This is a genomic window from Peribacillus sp. NPDC097197, assembly GCF_050278025.1.
In the GTDB taxonomy this organism is placed as follows: domain Bacteria; phylum Bacillota; class Bacilli; order Bacillales; family DSM-1321; genus Peribacillus.
In genome coordinates, this window is record NZ_JBNNST010000006.1 from 1 (window position 1) to 19,364 (window position 19,364).

Sequence of the window (19,364 nt, forward strand, 5' to 3'; positions counted from 1 at the left end):
TTTCAGTAAATTATTATAGAAATAGAAAAACAGGTGGAGAAAAACAACTCGTTTTTCTCCACCTGTTTTATTTTAGGGACTTATTAGACAGCCCCTTTTTATCTGGGGATAGGTCAGTTGGTGTAACCCTATATGGATCATCCTACTGGATGGTAAAACACTTAAACTCTCATTCTCCAGTAAGGCAATGATCACATTGGTTTCCGTAACATTCGTGCTGTTCTTCAATTTTCTTTCCACAATCCACACACTGCTTTGGAGGTAAGTTTCTAAAGAACTCTACGCTACTTTGAATCATGAACATCATCTCCTGAATTTTTTTATTAATCTGATTTCTATAGATTTATTGTATTATAACAGCATGATAATGTCAATGAATGTTTTATAACATATGTGAAAAAGATGAAATGAGGGGGAGAATAGTTTATATTTATGGGGAAGTCATGAGAGAATAAAGGAGTGCCAAAGATGAAAATCACCGTAATTGGCTGCTGGGGCGGCTACCCAGCTAAAAATGAGGCAAGTTCCGGCTATTTGCTTGAATATGAAGATTTTCGCATTCTGCTCGATTGTGGAAGCGGTGTTTTATCGCAGCTACAAAATCACATGAAACCTGAAGAACTTGATGCGGTCGTGCTATCACATTATCACCCAGATCATGTAGCGGATATTGGTGTCTTACAGCATGCGGCACTAATACAGCAAATCTTGGGCAGTGAGAAAAGGACCATTCCTATATATGGCCATGATTTGGATACTACGGAATTCGAAAAGTTAACATATAAGGATATTACAAATGGAGTGGCCTATTCCACTGATGAACCTTTAACGATTGGACCGTGCACTTTTACTTTTATGAAGACGAAACATCCTGTGCCATGCTTTGCCATGAGAATCGAAGCTGAAGATCATGCCCTTGTTTATACGGGGGATAGTGCCTATATGGATGAATTGGCTGAATTTGCGAAGGACGCCAATGTTTTATTGTGTGAAAGTAATTTTTACAGCAACATGGACGGCACAAAGGCTGGTCATATGACGGCAAGGGAAGCGGGAATGCTCGCCGATAAGGCCGACGCCCAACTTTTGTTGTTGACCCACCTCCCACATTATGGAGACCTCAACCAACTCAAAAAAGAGGCTTCCGAGGTTTTTAAACGGGAAATTGCAATAGCCAAAAGCAATCTTGAATTTCAATTATAAAAATATTTGAACGAACAAATGGATGAAGAACGCCGACAAGGGGGAGCTACGTTGCTTTTTATTGATAATAAAGGGATTACAGATCCACAGATTAATTTAGCTATTGAAGAATATGCGCTCAAACACTTGAATATTGATGAAACTTTTCTTTTATTCTACATAAACCGTCCGTCCATCATTATCGGGAGGAACCAAAATACGATAGAGGAAATCAATTCGGATTATGTTGAAGAAAACGGGATTACCGTTGTCCGCCGACTTTCAGGGGGAGGGGCTGTTTATCATGATTTGGGGAATCTTAATTTCAGCTTCATCACGAAAGATGATGGGGACAGCTTTCATAATTTCAAAAAATTCACTGAGCCGGTCGTTCAGACGCTCGAAAAACTGGGAATACATGCTGAACTAAGCGGACGTAATGATATCCTCGCCGAAGGAAAGAAAATTTCCGGTAATGCGATGTTTTCAACGAAAGGCAGGATGTTCAGTCACGGTACCTTGCTGTTTAATTCGGAAATGGACCACATCGTTTCGGCCTTGAAGGTGAGGAAAGATAAAATTGAGTCCAAGGGCATTAAATCGATTAGGAGCCGGGTTGGAAATATTGCCGACTTTCTTAAAGAACCGATGTCAGTGGAAGAATTCCGTTCTTTCCTTTTGAAGAATATTTTTGAAGATAGTGAAGTCATTCCGGAGTACGTTCTAACAGAGGACGACTGGAAAAGAATCCACGAGATCTCAAAAGAAAGATATCAAAACTGGGAATGGAACTACGGGAAGTCCCCTAAATTCAATGTGCAGAATTCTCATAGATTCCCCGTTGGATCGGTGGATATCCGTCTAGAAGTGAGCAAGGGAATCATTAGGAACTGCAAAATTTATGGTGACTTTTTCGGAGTGGGGGAAGTTACGGATATCGAGCAAAAACTGATCGGCGTCCGGTATGAAAAGGAATCGATTAATCGTATTTTAGATGAAATGGATGTCCACCATTATTTTGGCAATGTAACAAAAGAAGAAATTTTAGCACTCATCTTTTAATGATTACAAAAGCTGTCCTCGTAAATGGAGACGGCTTTTGTGTCTATTTATGACAATAATTGCTTAAAAATGGATAAAATTGTTGATGTTGGTTCTTTCTTTTACTATAATAAAAATGTATTTAGTTTGCGTTAAAAATGAATGACTGCTCATTCATGCTATGTACACAGGGGGAGGGAGAACGATGAATTTATCTGAACAGCTTCATCAAACAGCTTTAATAAAGGCTGATAAGCCAGCTTATTACTTTATGGATCAATCCACTTCATATAGAGAACTGGATGCGGCCGTATCAAAGTTTGCAGACGAACTACATAAGCTTGGTGTCTCAAAAGGTGATAATATTGCCTTGCTTCTCGGCAATTCTCCACATTTCATTATTTCGATGTATGGCGCACTACGAACAGGGGCCACTGTCATACCTGTTAATCCAATCTATTCGCCAGATGAAATCGGGTATATATTGAATAACGGTGATGTCAAGGTAGTGGTGGCTTTAGACAAGCTTTCACCATTACTGGAGAAGTTGAATCCGATTCTTTCAAGTGTTGAGAATTACGTCATTTGTGAAACGCAACCAGATAATGGCGAGATGAGTAAACTTAGCATTTACCCTAAAATGAAATCGTTTACACAGATGATAGCATCAGGGGATGTCCAGTTCAAAGGACCCGATTTAGATCCGGAAGACACAGCCATTATTCTATACACATCGGGTACTACTGGAAAACCAAAAGGAGCCATGCTTTCCCATAAGAATATCTACTCGAATGCACACGATACGGGTGAGTACTTAAACATTACGGAAGATGACCGTGTGGTGACAACGTTGCCCATGTTTCATGTATTCAGCCTGACTGTCGTCGTGAATGCCCCATTATTAAGCGGGGGCACACTGTTAATCGTTCCACAATTCAGTCCAAAGGAAATTTTCAGGCTAATCAAAAAATATGAGGCGACGGTCTTTGCTGGTGTTCCTACCATGTATAATTTCCTGCTTCAATATCCTGATGGTACGGCTGAAGAACTTGAATCATTACGTTTTTGCATTTCGGGAGGCTCGGCTTTGCCTGTATCCCTTCTTGAATCCTTCGAGAAAAAATTCAATGTGAATATTTCAGAAGGGTATGGTTTATCCGAAGCTTCTCCCGTAACCTGCTTCAACCCCTTGGATCGCCCAAGGAAAGCAGGCTCGATTGGGACCAATATAGTCAATGTCGAAAATAAAGTCGTGAATGAATTGGGAGAAGAAGTAGGGGTCAATGAAGTTGGCGAATTAATTGTCAGAGGGCCGAACGTAATGAAGGGGTATTATAAAATGCCTGAGGAATCGGCTGCCGTTTTAAAAGATGGCTGGCTTTATACCGGAGACTTAGCCCGTATGGATGAAGAAGGCTACTTTTTCATTGTGGACCGTAAAAAGGAACTCATTATTGTCGGTGGATATAATGTTTACCCTCGTGAAGTAGAAGAGGTTCTGTATGCCCATCCCGAAGTCGTGGAAGCGGCAGCGATAGGTGTTCCAGATCCGAATCAGGGCGAAGTCGTCCAATGCTTTGTAGTGAAGAAAAATGACGCGTTGATCGAGGAAGAATTACTTGCTTATTGTTTAGAGCATTTAGCCAAGTATAAAGTTCCGGCCAAAATCGAGTTTATAGACGAGCTCCCGAAAAATACGACAGGCAAGATTTTGCGTCGTAGCTTAAAAGCCCATGTAACCCAAGTATGAATGATACCTAATTAGATAGGAGACAATGGCCTTATGTGCTATTGTCTTCTTTTTTGTACAGCCGATTTGACTAGTAAAAGCATAAATTATATGAAATGAGCCTTTATCTTGCTTATTTTTTTCAAAAGAGATATTATGGTTATTAAAAATTTCCCTAGATGAAAGGAGAAGAGGAAGAATGAGAGATGTAAAACTTTTAGATATTTTCACCCACCCCATTGCTCAAAAATACCTGAACCGTTCAGGGATGGCCCATGCGATAGCCGTATCCTATCATGCATTTCATATGGCAAAAGAATACAATGTAGATCCTGATATCGCCGCAAAGGCCGGACTTCTGCATGATATGGGCCACTTCACATGGTACAGCAATGGAAAATGGGACTATGACCTGTATAAACAGAACGACATCCATCCAATCAAAGGGGCTGAGAGAGCCCATAAGTTGTTAATCCGGCTTGGAGAAAACCCGATTAAAGCCAAGACCATTTCCCTCGCGATCCTATTTCACACCGATTCATTTTTACCTTCAAATGATATAACTCGAACGCCACTTCAGCAGGTCGTCAAATGGGCCGATGAGAAAGATGAAGAAGAAGGCGGAAAACACCATTACCGAAAAATTGATTTCCTGCGTGCAAAAGAAAGCATCATTCAATTAGACACACTCATTGATGAAGAGGAAAGGAAAAAGCTATCATCCTAAGTATCGACGGATGATAGCTTTTTCTATTACAGGAAATAAGTTTATGATGATTCGAGTATTCGGAGTCATCGGCATTTTCATCTTTCTTTTGAGTGGGATGATCTTATTCGACTTCCTTCATAATGGCTTGATATACCTCATCTTTATCAAAATCATATTCCCCCATGCCGAAAACTTCAACAACACGATTATTTGCATCTAGTAAATAAGTGGCCGTACTATGAACGAACCCCCCGGTTCCCGAATCCCGAAAAAGAAAATCGAATTGATCCGTGAGTTTTTTCGTATCCTCGGGTGTCCCCCGTAAGAACTCCCACCCTTCCGTTTTGTTCATTTCAAACGCTTGGGCATATGATTGTATTTTATCTATGGTATCCATTTCCGGATTAAACGTAACGGTCAAAAACTCCACTTCTTTCCCAAAAATATCTTGCTTCACAAGTTCATCCCGAATTTTTTGCATTTGATAGGTGGTGTTTGGGCATAAATCTGGACAATCAAGGTATATGAATTCTAATAGGCGAACTTTGGGCTTTAAATTGGAGAAGCTGTATGTACCCCCGTTATGGGTATTCATCGTAATTTCTTCGGGAAACGCCATTTTTGCCGGGCGGTACTCTGTAAAATAGTAGATGCCCGATCCAATTCCAATGACCAATAATGTAGTGAAAATAATATAAATCTTTTTCATCGTATCTTCCACCTCAAGTCTGATATTCTATCTTCACTATACAGGATGAAATTCCTATAGAAGGAATGAAATTGGGTGTAATCATGAACATTTATGGACAATTATTTATCAAAGGGATTGGAAATACGGTTCTAACCTGTCCATTTTGGATTAAACTATAAAAAAGGCACGATTGTTTTAAAGGAGGGGCTTCATGGTAAGGAAATGGGCTGGAAGAGCAATTCTTATATATATCCTTTTTGTAGCCGTTATGTTTTGGTATATATTCTATGGTGCAGATACGGCAATCCCTCAGGCATTGCGCGGTACGGCGGCCGATCCTGCAGAATTTCTAAGCGCCAGGGAGCTTCAACTTAGTGAGGAGTATTCCGGGCTGCGAAACTTCATCTTTTTTGTTGCGACTCCCTATGAATGGCTAATGTATTTTTTCATACTTTTATTTGGACTTTCAAGGGGTTTTGAAAAATCGGCTACCACGATTTCTAAACGAAAAGGAATTCAAACGACCATATATCTATTTTGGCTCTCATTGATTTCCTATGTAGCGTTGTTTCCAATCAGCTTCATGGGCTATCAGATGAGTAGACGGTATCATATAAGCACTCAGAGTTTTTCTTCATGGATGAAAGACGATATCATCGATTTTTGGGTAAATTTCGGTACGATGTTCATCATCGTTTCCGTGCTATATTGGCTGATGAAAAAAAGTGCAAAGAAATGGTGGCTTTATGCCTGGTTACTATCCATTCCCTTTACCTTATTTCTCATGTTTGTTCAACCGGTATTAATCGACCCTTTGTATAATGATTTTTATCCACTGAAAAATAAAGAGTTGGAAACTGAAATCTTAGCGCTTGCAAAGCGAGCAGATATTCCCGCAGAACATGTATACGAAGTGAATATGGCAGAAAAAACAAATGCTCTCAACGCCTATGTAACGGGAATAGGTTCGAACTCCAGGATCGTTCTTTGGGATACCACATTAAACAGGCTGGACGAAGATGAAATCTTGTTCATCATGGCACATGAAATGGCTCATTATGTGGAGAAGGATATTTATATCGGGATAGCAGGATATATCGGCATGACATTGGTGGGTCTATGGCTGACAGCAAAAATCATGAACTACGTCATAAGGCGATGGGGCCATTTACTTAAGGTACGATCCGTTGATCGAATCGCTTCATTGCCTCTTTTTCTCTTGATTATCTCTGTACTGCTGTTTGTTTCCAGCCCGCTATCGAACTATGTATCCCGTTACCAGGAAACGAGAGCGGACCGGTATGCGATTGAAATGACAGAAGACCATGAGGCTGCCATCACTTCATTCCAGGAACTTACGAGGTCAGGGCTTAGCCAGGTGAACCCTCCGCTCCTGGTAAAATGGCTTCGTTATTCACATCCCACGATGCTTGAAAGAATATCTACGATAGAAAATGAGGAAACAACGGGTGATTGAAAGCTAGCTTAACAGGCTGGCTTTTTTTCTTGCCTAACTTCAGGAAAAAGGAAAATTCTGAGTTTATTTTCAGAAAAAACTATCATTTTATAAATTTACCGTTCTCTACTATAATAAATGAAAATTCCCAGTGCGTTTTTAAGGAGACCAGCTATGTATAATATAATTTTAATCACGTTAGGATCAGTGCTTGTTGCCTTAGCCTATAATTTATTCTTGATTCCCCATTTAATTTTGAGCAGCGGACTCAGTGGAATTGCGATCATGTTAGGAATCATCACCCCAATCAATACAGGGATATTGAATTTTATATTGAACCTTCCGCTACTCATTGTGGGCTATTTAAAGTTGGGGAGACGTTTTATCACTTATACGATATTATCAGTTGTCGTGATATCGGTGAGTTTGTATGTTATACCGATTCATGGCGTTTCGACGGAGCCGATATTATCTTCTTTGTTCGGGGGAGTCATTTCGGGCGTTGGCATCGGCATTATCTTTCGTGCTTCAGGGTCATCGGGAGGATTTGATATCATTGCCATGCTCCTGGCTAAGAAGAGGGACTTCCCGCTTGGGACATTGCTATCAGGGATGAATGCGGTTGTGGTGATTGCTTCTGGATTCAAGTTTGGATGGGATGCGGCATTATACACATTGATTTCGATTTACGCGGCAGGCAAAGTGATCGATACGATCCATTCCAATCATATTAAATTGACGTTAATGATCGTCACAAAAAAAGGTGATGAGATGAAGGATCGGCTACTTACTAATTTATACCGTGGCATTACGGTCATGGACGGGCAAGGTGCCTATTCGGGTGAGCAGAGCAAAGTGATGATGACGGTCATTACACGCTATCAGTTAACCGATGTGAAGGCGATGATCAAAGAAGTGGATCCGGATGCCTTCGTTAATATCACGGAAACGACTGAAGTCATGGGAATGTTTCATAAAGAATGATAAACGGATAAAAGCCCCCCATATAAGGGAGGCTTTTTTGACTTTATATTTCACATGGCTGCTTAATTTCCAAATTGTTTCAATAGAGTATTCATTTCATTACTCAGTTTTAGGAATAGAGGTTTGTCTTTAGTATCTAGAGCATGATCGATTTCTTTTGCCAGGATATTTTTTTTAGTAGTGAGAATGGATTCCATTATAATCATATCGATTAACATTTCCTGAACGGCAGCATCATTTTTAACTTCACTCATGGATAAAGACTTCACTGACTCTGAATATGATTTATCATTTTTCAAAGTAACCACCCCTGACCCTTTTTATTAGTATATGGATTTGAGGATGTAAAATCAACAGAAAATTTAAAATAATTAGAAAAAATATAAATGTGTCGTTAAAATGACGAGGTAACACGGCTACTCAAAGAATTCTTAATTTTTTGTGAACTTAAATGTTACCTGTATTATTTATGCTATTATAGTGGAGAATTTAACAAGTTTTCGGATAAATCTTTCATGTGGAAGTCATCATCCTTTTTTGCAAAGTTGATATTCCAAAAATAAATGAGGTAGAGGTGGATGTAATTTGAATGAAAGTACTCAGGGATTAATCGAGGAATATGAAATCACCCCGTATACACTTATGGTCATGCCCATTAATTATGGAAGTAAAATTTACTCCCGGATCATTGAATTGGAAGATGAGTTCATTTCCCCATTCAAGCCTTTGGATATAATCAAGAAAAGCTGTGAGTACTTTGGCTCCAGCTATGGTGGAAGGAAAGATGGTACAAAACAACTCATAAATATCACCCATAAGGCACCAATAGCAATCGATCCAACCAGTTCCATTTTCTTCTTTCCGACTACATCTCCCTTGCGCCCCCAATGCACCTGGTTAGCACATGAACATGTAGTCTCCTTTGTCCGACTAAATTCCAAGCAGACCACCGTCACATTCAGGAACAGGAAAACATTCGACATAGATGTATCAAGCAGTTCATTTGAAAATCAGCTGCACCGGACCTCCTTTTTGAAATCCAAATTGATTCAAAGGATCGAGGAAACAAAAAGGAAATCCTTTTACTTATTTACCGAAACGGATGGTCTTAAAGCTTCCGAAATGACATCGAAATATCCATTGCTAAAATAATCAGTGTGTTCAGGAAAAGGCGTTGTTTCTCTAGTGGAGGCAATGTCTTTATTTAGGTTATTTTCAAAGGGGAGGAGGACCTCCTTCGATTCATGATAAAGAATAGGGGGTGAAAAAATATTTACTAAAGGGGGAATCTTTGGTAATATTTAGCCTTAGAATAAGGATGGAGTGTTACAGCAATGTTTAACAGAATGTACGGAAAAGTCGAATCGCTAGAAAGTTTAGTAAATATGGTACCTATAATTAAAGCTGCTGTGCCTTCTGATTTGTCGATTGCCATATGTGATTTAGAGAAATTCATTGCTTATTTTCCAGGTGAAAGTATAAATATGCATATCCAAAAAGGGCAGTCGTTAAATCCAGAAGAACCCCTCGCCGTGGCATTGAGTGAGGATAAACCATTAAGGGCTGATGTACCAGCTGATTTTTATGGTTTCGAGTTTACTGGAACGGCCGTGCCCCTACATGATAAAAATAATCAAGTCATCGGTGGCATAGCTATCCAGTTACGCAGGCAAAGTGAATTAAGAACGATTGCGGATCAAATTTCTGTATCGCTGAGCCAGGCCAATGAGCGGATTACGGATATTGCAAAGGGATCCTATACCTTAGCGGATGTTTCCAACCAACTTCTTACATCTTCCGAAAAAGCCGAAGAGGACGTTAAAAATACGGATGAGATCTTGTCAATGATTAAAAGGGTGGCGACCCAAACCAATTTATTGGGATTAAATGCCGCCATAGAGGCCGCGCGAGCTGGTGAAAAAGGCAAAGGGTTTGAAGTGGTGGCTAAGGAAATCAGGAAGTTTTCTAAAGAAACTGTCGCATCCACGGAATTGATTCGTGAAAAACTCGTGCAAATCCAAGAAGTGACCAAACTGATGGGGACCTCGATTAATCGAATCGCTTCCGTGGGTCAAGAGCAGGCTGCTTCCATTCAGGAAATTTCAACTTTTGTAGAAGAAATCAAAAAGATGTCTGATGAGCTCAATCAATTTACCGATAAGTTATAAGAGGAAGTCAACAGCTTTTGTTGGCTTTTTATTTGTTCACCGAAAAAAGCAGGGGTGTTAAATTTTTTCAGGTTTATGCACCCTTTCAAAAAAGTAATAACACAGAATCTCTTCCGTTTTATTACGAAGGCGGGGATTGAAATAGTTATGATGCTCTTCATACCCTTTATATAAAAAGCAATACATCGTGAATGATTCGTCGCCGTTTAATTTGCTTACCTTGATATTCCCCTTGCGCAAATAGCGACGAACCTCGACGAGATCCTCCTGGACTGACTTTAGAGCACGCTCAATAAGTTTTGAATAGGGCCTTTTTAATTTAAACGGACTTGATTCGATGACCTTGAGATCCCGGTTTAAGATTGTAATCACCATGGGAAGGTAGATGGCTTTTTCAATCATATTTCGGTCAGCCTCTGGAATACGGGTCATCATGACCGCCCCTTTCTAATTAACGTTCTCTTATTTTATGTATGTCGGATAATTTATAGAACGTATGTTCTTTTTAATATCCTAACTTAAGTGGATTTGATATGCAAGCGCTTTTGTCAATCACGTGAAATTTTCGTTAATAAGATTATGATTTCCTGAGTTAGGGAAAGTATGATGATAGATGGGTAATTATTCTTGCAATTTAAGAGGAAAGTGTTATATCTAAATTAGAACGGTTTTATTATGTGATGCTGCTTGATAGAAAGCAAGCCAAGGGAGATTGTCATGAATTTGTATACTATATTTGAGTGGATTACTCTTGAACATATATCAGGGCTTATTCAGCAATATCGTTCATTCGGCCCGATTCCAGGAATTTTACTGCCGATGTTAGAAGCGTTTTTGCCTTTTTTACCTTTATTTGTGTTTGTGGTGGCCAATGCTACAGCTTTTGGCCTATGGTGGGGATTTTTATTTTCTTGGATTGGGGCGGTAGGTGGTGCGTTTCTGGTCTTTTTTGTTTTTAGACGATACGGACAGATGAGGTTCTTCCGTTTTCTTCAGAAACATAAACAGGTGCAAAGATTGATGAACTGGGTGGAAAGCCATGGTTTCAGTCCATTGTTTCTCTTGCTTTGTTTCCCCTTCACGCCATCTGCGCTCGTTAATATCGTTGCAGGGCTCTCGAAGGTTAGCACGTTACAATATGCGCTGGCGGTAATCGGCGGAAAGGCAGTGATGATCTTTACGATCAGTTTCGTCGGATACGATATTGTATCATTGATTCAAAAACCATTACGTACCGTGATTGTCGGAATCATCATTTTCATCCTTTGGGTTGTCGGAAAAAGATTGGAAGTAAGGCTAAATAAAAGCATGAAAAAAGAAGAAGGGAAATAACTTAGAATATACAACTAGTAGGGGTTGGGGAATCTGAGAAAATCAAAAAAGCATTCAGTATCCGACTGGATAAAATCAGGCATGATAGCCTTTATCATTTACATCTTGATCCGTACCTTTTTCTTTTCAAGCTATGCCGTAGAAGGGGAGTCCATGCAACCTACACTGGGTGAAGGCGATAAACTCATTGTAAATAAAGTGAAATACCAAATCAGCGATATCAATCGATTTGATATTATAGTTTTCCATGCGCATGTCGGGGAGAATTATGTAAAACGGGTAATAGGTGTTCAAGGAGACGATATTCGTTATAAGGATGATTGGCTTTACATAAACGGTAAGAAAGTGCCTGAACCATACCTTGATCATTTAAAGGTAGGATATCCGGGCCAGGATTTTACGGGTAATTTTACATTGAAAGAATTGACGGGCAAATCCATAGTTCCTGATGGCAAGCTTTTCGTTATGGGTGATAATCGACTCGAAAGTGAAGATAGCAGGCACCTAGGTTATATTTCAATGGATAAGGTAGTAGGCAAAGTCGATGTAAGATATTGGCCAATACAAGATTTTAATGTGGATTTTATAGGTGAATGACTGTGGGAGCCCTCTATAGGAAGGGCTTTTTTTTGAACGGAATACGAACGTATGGTTGGTTTTCGTCGTTAGAAAGCGGTAAACTATAGGGAAAAGAGTCATAATTGGAAGAAGAATCGTGTCAAAAAATAGACAGTATTTCTGGTATGATAGGTCTAGAGATATTGAAATAAAAAGGGGGGAAACAGATGTCACTCCGGTTTTTAATTGGAAGGTCGGGCACAGGTAAAACATCGAAGGTATTGGATGAAATCCGCAACGGGCTAATGGAGAATCCTGAAGGGAATCCGATCATCTATCTGGTTCCTGATCAGATGACATTTTTATCAGAATATAAATTAATTAAGACGCCGGGACTCGAAGGGATGATTCGGACGCAAGTATTCAGCTTTAGCCGGCTTGCATGGCGAGTTCTCCAGGAGACAGGTGGCATGAGCCGAATCCATTTGGACAGTGTCGGCGTTAATATGTTGATACGGAAAATCATGGAGGATAAAAAAGATGAATTGAAAATGTTCCGCCGATCAGCGGACAAGCAAGGATTCGTCTCCCAGATGGAGCAGATGCTTGCCGAATTCAAGCAGTACTGCATCCAGCCGGGTGATATTCGGAGGTATTTGGACGAAAAGTCACCGGGTGGTGGTGGAGTACAAGATAAATTATCTGATCTTGAGCTCATTTATCAGTCATTTGAGGATGAAATGATCGGAAAATATTTAGATTCAGAGGATTATTTCACTTTACTGATAGAAAAAATGGCAGAGTCTTCGTATATAAAAAATGCAGATATCTATATAGATGGTTTTTACAGTCTGACGCCACAGGAATTAATGATCGTGGAGGAAATGATGAAGCTATGTAAGAGTGTGACCATCGCATTGACGCTCGACCAGCCTTATAGGCAATTTGCGCCGGATGATCTGCATTTGTTCAGGCAAACGGGAAATCTCTATAACCAACTTTATCAAGCGGGACAAAGAACGGGGGTCTTTATCGAAGAGGACCACATTCTGAACAGCACGGCGAAGTTCAATCGAAATCCTGGGCTGAAACACCTTGAAACACATTTTGCGCTTCGTCCCGCACAAAAGTACGATCAGCCATCTGGTGTAACGATTGCTCAGGCCGTTAACCGAAGAGCGGAGATTGAAGGGGTGGCTCGGAACATCCTGACGCTTGTCAGACAAGGTCAGTGCCGTTTTCGCGATATTGCGATTCTAATGCGAAATGGGGATGCGTACGAAGATATCCTCCAGACGGTCTTCCGTGACTATCAAATTCCGCTTTTCGTCGATTCCAAACGGACGATGCTCAATCACCCATTGATTGAGCTGATCCGGTCAACACTTGAGATCATCAATGGGTTCTGGCGTTATGAACCGGTCTTTCGTGCCATTAAGACCGAACTTCTATTTCCCCTGCAACAAAGTCATGACAGAATGCGCGAACAAGTAGACAAACTTGAGAACTACGTGCTTGCCAGGGGAATCAAAGGGGCTGGATGGACCACAAAAGATCGTTGGACCTACCGTCGCTTCCGTGGATTGGAGCTTGAGGACCGTCCCCAGACGAGTAAGGAAATGCAACTGGAGCAAGAGCTCAATGATCTGAAACACCTATTTACAGAGCCCATCATTAAGCTATCAAAACGGGTGAAGAAGTCGGCGAATGGAAGAGAATTATGCGAGGCCCTTTATTTGTATTTGGAAGAATTGCATGTACCGGAAAAATTGGAAAAGATGAAGCTTGAAGCAGAAGAGGATGGCGATCTGGTGTCAGCCAGGGAACATGAACAATCGTGGAATGCGGTTGTTGATTTGCTTGATCAATTCGTGGAACTGTTAAGTGAAGAGGAAATCTCGATGAAACAGTTTGCAATCATTATAGAAGCAGGTCTGGAATCATTGGAATTTTCCTTAGTGCCACAGGCAATCGATCAAGTCCTTGTCGCTAATCTGGACCTGTCCCGATTGGATGACGTGAAGACGGCTTTCGTCATTGGCCTGAATGAAGGGGTCTTACCAGGAAAAGCCGTTTCTGATGGAGTGTTTTCCGATAGTGACCGCGACATGCTTTTGGCGAGCGGGCTTGATGTTGCCCCAAGTTCAAAAGTGCGTCTTTTGGATGAGGAATTCACGGCCTATAAAGCCTTCACTACACCTTCGGAATCCCTTTATTTATCTTATCCACTCGCTGATGAAGAGGGAAAATCCCTTCTCCCGTCCTCTTATTTAAAACGAGTGAGGGATGTATTGCCTCATGTGAACGAGGCTTTTTATATGAACGATCCATCTGATCTGCCTGCCGGGGAACAGGTGAAATATGCAGCGAACTCAGAAGTGGCCCTGTCTTATCTGGCTGCGCAATTACAGTTGAAAAAACGGAACTACCCAATCCATCCGCTTTGGTGGGATGTCTATAATTCCATCATGGAGGACGAGACGGTTGGACCGACAGCCACTAAGGTGCTATCGAGTCTTTTTTACCAAAATAAAACCATGAAACTATCAGAGGAAACGAGTAAGCAATTATATGGCGAAACCATTCTGACTAGTGTATCGAGAATGGAAATGTTCAATAGCTGCCCGTTTTCCCATTATGCCGCACATGGCTTGAAACTAAGGGAACGACAGGTTTTCCGTTTGGACGCACCGGATATCGGTGAGATGTTCCATGGGGCGTTAAAAATGATTTCGGATTATTTAAATGAGCATGATATCCCGTGGTCTTCTTTGACCAAGGAGCAATGTTTGGAGTTGGCTAGGAAAGCGGTGGAACAGCTTGCACCAAAGCTCCAGAATCAAATCCTGCTAAGTACGAACCGCCATCATTACTTGCGCAGAAAGCTGGAGCATGTGATTGGCCGGGCTTCGATTGTCTTGAGTGAACATGCCAAGGTTAGTGGGTTTGCCCCAATCGGTTTGGAACTGGGCTTCGGAAAAAATGGAGAACTGCCCCCACTTACGTTCACTTTGAAAAATGGGACGAAAATGGAATTGATTGGTCGGATAGACCGTGTTGATAAGGCCGATGAGGATGAGGGTGGCGTCTATTTGCGTATCCTTGATTATAAATCGAGTGAAAAGGAATTGAACATGAGTGAAGTCTACCATGGGCTTGCCCTGCAAATGCTGACCTATCTCGATATCGTCGTTTCACAATCCCAATCGCTTATCGGTAAAGAGGCGATTCCAGCCGGCGTCCTTTATTTCCATGTTCATAATCCGGTCGTGAAATCAAAAGGCATGCTTAGCTTGGATAAAATCGATGAAGAAATTTATAAGAGTTTTAAAATGAACGGCCTAGTATTAGATCAAACCAACGTAATCAAGATGATGGACACGTCCCTTGATATAGATACTTCCAGTAAATCGGATGTCATACCTGCCGGATTTAAAAAAGACGGTTCTCTTTTAGCAGCCTCTAAAGTGGCCAGCCGTGAAGACTTCTCCTTGCTTAACCAGCATGTTCGAAAGGTCTATCAAGAGTCAGGTGACCGAATGGTCGACGGGGATGTTGGCATAACCCCATATAAAATGAAAGAAAAAACGCCATGTACTTTCTGTTCATTCAAATCCGTCTGCCAATTCGATCAGTCGCTCGAAGAGAATCAATTTAGGAATTTGCCACAGAAAAAGCAAAATGATGTTCTCGATTTATTAAGGGGGGAGGGTGAAAGATGAGTAAAACGATGATTCCCGCCATTCCTGAAGGCGTGACATGGACAGAAGAACAATGGAAAGCAATTTGGGCGAAAGACCAGGATATTTTGGTGGCCGCCGCTGCAGGCTCCGGGAAAACAGCGGTGCTTGTAAACCGGATTATCCAAAAGGTCATATTGGAAGATAATCCCATCGATGTGGATGAGCTATTGGTGGTGACCTTCACGAATGCATCGGCCGCCGAAATGCGCCATCGAGTTAGTGAAGCATTAGAAAAGGAAATCAATGAAAATCCCCATTCACAGCATTTGCGTAAACAGTTAAGCCTGATTAACCGTGCGTCCATTTCCACGCTTCATTCTTTCTGTTTAGAAGTGATCAGGAAATATTACTATTTGACGGATATTGATCCTGGATTCAGGATTGCCGATTCCACGGAAGCGCAGCTTCTGCGCGATGAAGTGATGGAAGAACTTTTCGAGGAGCAATATGGCCAAGGTGACAATGAAGCATTCTTTAAATTGGTCGATGCCTTTACAAGCGATCGAAACGATGATGCACTGCAAAATATTGTCCGGTCATTGTATGATTTCTCCCGTTCGAATCCAGATCCCGACCAATGGCTAAATCATGCAGCCCAGATGTATGATCTGGCGGAAGGGGCAGGGATAGATGATCTTCCATTTATCGAGTCCCTACAATTCGATATTGGTTTGCAGTTGGATACGGCAAAGGATTTGTTGGAGCGATCTCTAGAATTGACAAAGGTTCCGGGTGGTCCTGCTCCAAGGGCAGAAAACTATTTAGCCGATCTTGATTTGGTCGCGAAACTGGCCCGCGTGAAAGATTCTTCCTGGAATGCTCTTTATGAAGAAATTCAAAACGTGAAGTTTGGAACGGCAAAGCGTTGTACGGGAGAAGATTTTAATAAGGAAATTGTGGATGAAGCCACGAAGCAACGTGATAAAGCGAAGAAAATTATTAAATCTCTGCAAGAAGAGCTTTTTTCACGTAAGCCTGAAAGCTATTTACGTGATATCCGGGAATTGAAGGGGTATGTCGATACACTCATCATGCTCGTAAAACAGTTTGAACAAAGGTTCTTTGCTGCAAAGTCCGAAAAGAACTTGGTCGATTTTGCCGATTTGGAGCATTATTGCCTTGATATTTTGACGGGTGAAACCATAGATGGGGAACGCACGCCGTCAGAGGCCGCCATTGAATATCGGAATCAATTCAAAGAGGTGCTTGTCGATGAGTATCAAGATACGAATCTAGTTCAGGAATCCATTTTAAGATTGGTGACGGCAGATGGTGAATATAGTGGAAATCTGTTCATGGTGGGCGATGTTAAACAATCGATTTACCGTTTCAGGCTTGCTGAACCGAATTTGTTCCTTGGAAAGTATGCGCGCTTTACCCATGATGGCACTGATTCGGGATTGCGAATTGATCTAAACCGTAATTTCCGGAGCCGGAGAGAAGTGCTTGATGGGACGAATTTCTTGTTTCAGCAACTAATGGGGCTGACTGTCGGTGAGATTGATTATGATGAGGATGCGCAATTGAAAAAAGGTGCGCCATATCCCGAAGATAAGGAATATCCCATTGAACTTCATTTAATTGATGGAGCAGCAGATACAAGTGAAGCCGGACAGGATAACGAGGATTCAGAGGTAGGTTTTGAAGCCGAGGAATTGGAAAAAGCGCAACTGGAAGCTAGGATGATGGCGAGGCTCATAAAGCAGGCCATAAACGAGAAACAGCAAATCTATGATACGAAAACCAAGCAATACCGTTCTGCAACATACCGTGATATGGTCATTCTTCTTCGTTCTATGCCATGGGCTCCGCAAATTATGGAGGAATTCAAGAAGCAAGGGATTCCTGTCTATGCCAACTTGTCCTCTGGATACTTTGAAGCTACCGAAGTTGCTATCATGATTTCTTTATTGAAAGTAATAGATAATCCGCAGCAGGATATCCCATTGGCATCCGTTCTCCGCTCTCCGATTGTAGGAATGGATGAGGAGGAAATGTCTCAAATTCGTTTATACCACACAGGTACGTATTATGAGGCGCTAGCCGATTTCTATAGGAAGGGTGACCCGGATGAGCATCCGGACCTATATCGTAAAGCTTCTACCTTTTATAAAAAGCTGGTGAAGTGGCGGAAACTGGCTAGACAGGAAGCGTTGTCGGATTTAATTTGGCTTTTGTACCGCGAAACCCAATTTTACGATTTTGCTGGTGGAATGCCGGGCGGTAAACAGCGCCAGGCCAATTTAAGGGCCTTGTATGATCGGGCCAGACAATATGAAGCGAGTTCATTCCGTGGGCTCTTCCGTTTCTTGCGTTTCATCGAAAGAATGCAGGAGCGTGGAGATGATTTAGGCGCGGCACGGGCTTTAGGTGAACAGGAAGATGTCGTCCGCCTGATGACGATCCATTCCTCAAAGGGATTGGAGTTTCCGATTGTATTCATTGCAGGCCTTTCGAGACAATTCAATATGATGGATTTGCGGAAGCCGTATTTATTGGATAAGGATTATGGATTTGCGGCGAAGTATGTCAATTCCGAGTTACGGATAACGTACCCATCACTCCCACAGCTCGCTTTCAAGAAAAAGAAACAGTTAGAGTTAATTGCCGAAGAAATGCGTGTTCTCTATGTAGCGTTGACGAGGGCGAAGGAAAAGCTCCATCTGATTGCCAGCATAAGTGATGCCGAAAAAACACAGCAAAAATGGATAAGTCAAGCAACGCATGGAGAATGGCTCCTGAAAGACCATGCGCGGGCAGGAGCTAAAAGTTACCTCGACTGGATTGGTCCATCCCTTGTGCGTCATCGTGATTTTCAGGGCTTTACTGGGTTTGGTTTTGAAATGGAATCCCATCCGTCAAATTGGTCAATCTCTGTCATTCCAATGGAGGAATTGACCGTTCTGGATGAGGAAGAAGCTATTTTACAGGAGCAATTGCTGGAACATGTTCGGAAATCCGAAAAGGTGGACTTGGAATCTGAGTTTGTCGCTGCTGTTAAGGACCAACTGAACTGGGAGTATGGGGAACATGAGGCGACTGTGCATCGATCCAAGCAGTCCGTTTCAGAGTTGAAGCGTCAATACGAGCTGAGGGACGAGCAGAGTTCTACGGAGTTATTGCGTAAATTCAAGAGCCCGATAACGAAACGCCCTGTCTTCATGCAAGAAAAATCTCTGACACCCGCTGAAAGGGGAACGATTACGCATCTAGTCATGCAGCATATCGATTTGACATCGGACATCACCATTCCTTCCATTGAGCGATTACTCGTTGACTTGATCCAGCGCGAGTTGTTGACTGAAGAACAGAGAGAAGCCGTGAATCCGGAAACGATTATCGATTTCTTTGAAAGCGATATTGGAAAGAGGCTGCGTAAGGCGCCGACAATTCGACGTGAAGTACCGTTCACGATGTCACTTCCAGCTAAAGAGGCTTATAGTGATTGGGAAAAGGGTGAAGAGGAAGTCTTGATCCAAGGTGTCATAGATTGTATTTTTGAAGATGAACAAGGCCTTGTTCTGCTGGATTATAAAACGGATGCGATAACTGGACGTTTTGCTAGTGGATATGAAGGTGCGAAAGACATTCTTGCCGACCGTTACCGTATGCAATTGGAACTTTACACAAGAGCGGTTGAAGGGATTTTGAATAAAAAAGTGACAAGCCGTTATTTATTTTTCTTTGATGGCTCGCACTTATTGGAAATGTAAAAGAGAAGGGGGGTCTGCAGCTGAGGGACACCCCTTTTTTTGAATGGCTGTTTTCGTA

17 protein-coding genes are annotated in these 19,364 nt (G+C 41.7%); 13 read left to right on the top strand and 4 right to left on the bottom strand.

The features are described 5' to 3' along the window. Positions 1–191: hypothetical protein (locus tag ACQKL6_RS09495; protein WP_427651056.1), on the top strand; the 191-nt coding region annotated here is incomplete at its 5' end. Here the strand turns inward: ACQKL6_RS09495 and yhfH are convergent. Then, positions 170–298 (bottom strand): protein YhfH, encoded by a 129-nt coding sequence (gene yhfH, locus ACQKL6_RS09500; RefSeq protein ID WP_402867726.1) that lies wholly within the window; start codon positions 296–298, stop codon positions 170–172. The genes ACQKL6_RS09495 and yhfH overlap by 22 nt on opposite strands. A gap of 170 nt (positions 299–468) precedes the next feature. Here yhfH and ACQKL6_RS09505 point away from each other — a divergent pair, with 170 nt between their 5' ends. From ACQKL6_RS09505 to ACQKL6_RS09520, 4 genes are all read left to right on the top strand, one after another. Further along, positions 469–1,203, top strand: coding sequence for an MBL fold metallo-hydrolase (locus ACQKL6_RS09505; RefSeq protein WP_402867727.1), 735 nt, complete (start codon positions 469–471; stop codon positions 1,201–1,203). Between the two features lie 51 nt (positions 1,204–1,254). Then, on the top strand, positions 1,255–2,244 hold the full coding sequence (locus ACQKL6_RS09510; RefSeq protein WP_427651004.1) for a lipoate--protein ligase: 990 nt from the start codon (positions 1,255–1,257) through the stop codon (positions 2,242–2,244). A 184-nt stretch (positions 2,245–2,428) separates the two neighbouring features. Continuing rightward, positions 2,429–3,973 (top strand): fatty acid--CoA ligase family protein, encoded by a 1,545-nt coding sequence (locus ACQKL6_RS09515; RefSeq protein WP_427651005.1) that lies wholly within the window; start codon positions 2,429–2,431, stop codon positions 3,971–3,973. A 178-nt stretch (positions 3,974–4,151) separates the two neighbouring features. Next, positions 4,152–4,679: an HD domain-containing protein gene (locus tag ACQKL6_RS09520; protein WP_427592191.1), complete on the top strand. Its 528-nt coding sequence runs from the start codon at positions 4,152–4,154 to the stop codon at positions 4,677–4,679. Positions 4,680–4,782: 103 nt separating this feature from the next. Here the strand turns inward: ACQKL6_RS09520 and ACQKL6_RS09525 are convergent, their stop codons facing one another. After that, positions 4,783–5,370: an SCO family protein gene (locus ACQKL6_RS09525; RefSeq protein ID WP_427651006.1), complete on the bottom strand. Its 588-nt coding sequence runs from the start codon at positions 5,368–5,370 to the stop codon at positions 4,783–4,785. Positions 5,371–5,563: 193 nt separating this feature from the next. Here ACQKL6_RS09525 and ACQKL6_RS09530 point away from each other — a divergent pair, with 193 nt between their 5' ends. Then, positions 5,564–6,829 carry a M48 family metallopeptidase gene (locus ACQKL6_RS09530; protein WP_427651007.1) on the top strand — a complete coding sequence of 422 codons (1,266 nt, stop codon included), beginning with the start codon at positions 5,564–5,566 and terminating at the stop codon, positions 6,827–6,829. Between the two features lie 153 nt (positions 6,830–6,982). Continuing rightward, positions 6,983–7,792 (top strand): YitT family protein, encoded by an 810-nt coding sequence (locus ACQKL6_RS09535; RefSeq protein ID WP_427651008.1) that lies wholly within the window; start codon positions 6,983–6,985, stop codon positions 7,790–7,792. A 62-nt stretch (positions 7,793–7,854) separates the two neighbouring features. Here the strand turns inward: ACQKL6_RS09535 and ACQKL6_RS09540 are convergent, their stop codons facing one another. Further along, entirely contained in the window at positions 7,855–8,091 is a 237-nt protein-coding gene (locus tag ACQKL6_RS09540; RefSeq protein WP_402990109.1) for an IDEAL domain-containing protein, read from the bottom strand. Positions 8,092–8,377: 286 nt separating this feature from the next. Between ACQKL6_RS09540 and ACQKL6_RS09545 the strand changes: the two genes are divergently transcribed. Together ACQKL6_RS09545 and ACQKL6_RS09550 are read left to right on the top strand one after the other, a co-directional pair. Then, positions 8,378–8,944: a competence protein ComK gene (locus ACQKL6_RS09545; RefSeq protein WP_402867734.1), complete on the top strand. Its 567-nt coding sequence runs from the start codon at positions 8,378–8,380 to the stop codon at positions 8,942–8,944. A gap of 182 nt (positions 8,945–9,126) precedes the next feature. Next, on the top strand, positions 9,127–9,960 hold the full coding sequence (locus tag ACQKL6_RS09550) for a methyl-accepting chemotaxis protein (RefSeq protein ID WP_402990103.1): 834 nt from the start codon (positions 9,127–9,129) through the stop codon (positions 9,958–9,960). Positions 9,961–10,017: 57 nt separating this feature from the next. Here the strand turns inward: ACQKL6_RS09550 and ACQKL6_RS09555 are convergent, their stop codons facing one another. Beyond that, entirely contained in the window at positions 10,018–10,392 is a 375-nt protein-coding gene (locus tag ACQKL6_RS09555) for a hypothetical protein (protein WP_402955807.1), read from the bottom strand. A 285-nt stretch (positions 10,393–10,677) separates the two neighbouring features. On the opposite strand from ACQKL6_RS09555, the gene ACQKL6_RS09560 reads away from it, so the two are divergent. From ACQKL6_RS09560 to addA, 4 genes are all read left to right on the top strand, one after another. Further along, positions 10,678–11,292, top strand: a complete 615-nt coding sequence (locus ACQKL6_RS09560; protein ID WP_427651009.1) for a TVP38/TMEM64 family protein — start codon at positions 10,678–10,680, stop codon at positions 11,290–11,292. Positions 11,293–11,325: 33 nt separating this feature from the next. Continuing rightward, positions 11,326–11,889: a signal peptidase I gene (gene lepB, locus ACQKL6_RS09565; protein ID WP_427651055.1), complete on the top strand. Its 564-nt coding sequence runs from the start codon at positions 11,326–11,328 to the stop codon at positions 11,887–11,889. A gap of 188 nt (positions 11,890–12,077) precedes the next feature. Beyond that, positions 12,078–15,572: a helicase-exonuclease AddAB subunit AddB gene (gene addB, locus ACQKL6_RS09570; protein ID WP_427651010.1), complete on the top strand. Its 3,495-nt coding sequence runs from the start codon at positions 12,078–12,080 to the stop codon at positions 15,570–15,572. Continuing rightward, entirely contained in the window at positions 15,569–19,306 is a 3,738-nt protein-coding gene (gene addA, locus ACQKL6_RS09575) for a helicase-exonuclease AddAB subunit AddA (protein WP_427651011.1), read from the top strand. The genes addB and addA overlap by 4 nt, the downstream gene beginning before the upstream one ends. Positions 19,307–19,364: the final 58 nt, after the last annotated feature.

Bases quoted from the DNA above. Each gene is read 5' to 3' on its own strand.
- ACQKL6_RS09520 (WP_427592191.1), top strand. From the start codon at position 4,152: ATGAGAGATGTAAAACTTTTAGATATTTTCACCCACCCCATTGCTCAA.
- ACQKL6_RS09560 (WP_427651009.1), top strand. From the start codon at position 10,678: ATGAATTTGTATACTATATTTGAGTGGATTACTCTTGAACATATATCA.
- ACQKL6_RS09535 (WP_427651008.1), top strand. From the start codon at position 6,983: ATGTATAATATAATTTTAATCACGTTAGGATCAGTGCTTGTTGCCTTA.
- ACQKL6_RS09530 (WP_427651007.1), top strand. From the start codon at position 5,564: ATGGTAAGGAAATGGGCTGGAAGAGCAATTCTTATATATATCCTTTTT.
- ACQKL6_RS09525 (WP_427651006.1), bottom strand. From the start codon at position 5,370: ATGAAAAAGATTTATATTATTTTCACTACATTATTGGTCATTGGAATT.
- addB (WP_427651010.1), top strand. From the start codon at position 12,078: ATGTCACTCCGGTTTTTAATTGGAAGGTCGGGCACAGGTAAAACATCG.
- yhfH (WP_402867726.1), bottom strand. From the start codon at position 298: ATGATTCAAAGTAGCGTAGAGTTCTTTAGAAACTTACCTCCAAAGCAG.
- addA (WP_427651011.1), top strand. From the start codon at position 15,569: ATGAGTAAAACGATGATTCCCGCCATTCCTGAAGGCGTGACATGGACA.
- ACQKL6_RS09555 (WP_402955807.1), bottom strand. From the start codon at position 10,392: ATGACCCGTATTCCAGAGGCTGACCGAAATATGATTGAAAAAGCCATC.
- ACQKL6_RS09550 (WP_402990103.1), top strand. From the start codon at position 9,127: ATGTTTAACAGAATGTACGGAAAAGTCGAATCGCTAGAAAGTTTAGTA.
- ACQKL6_RS09505 (WP_402867727.1), top strand. From the start codon at position 469: ATGAAAATCACCGTAATTGGCTGCTGGGGCGGCTACCCAGCTAAAAAT.
- ACQKL6_RS09515 (WP_427651005.1), top strand. From the start codon at position 2,429: ATGAATTTATCTGAACAGCTTCATCAAACAGCTTTAATAAAGGCTGAT.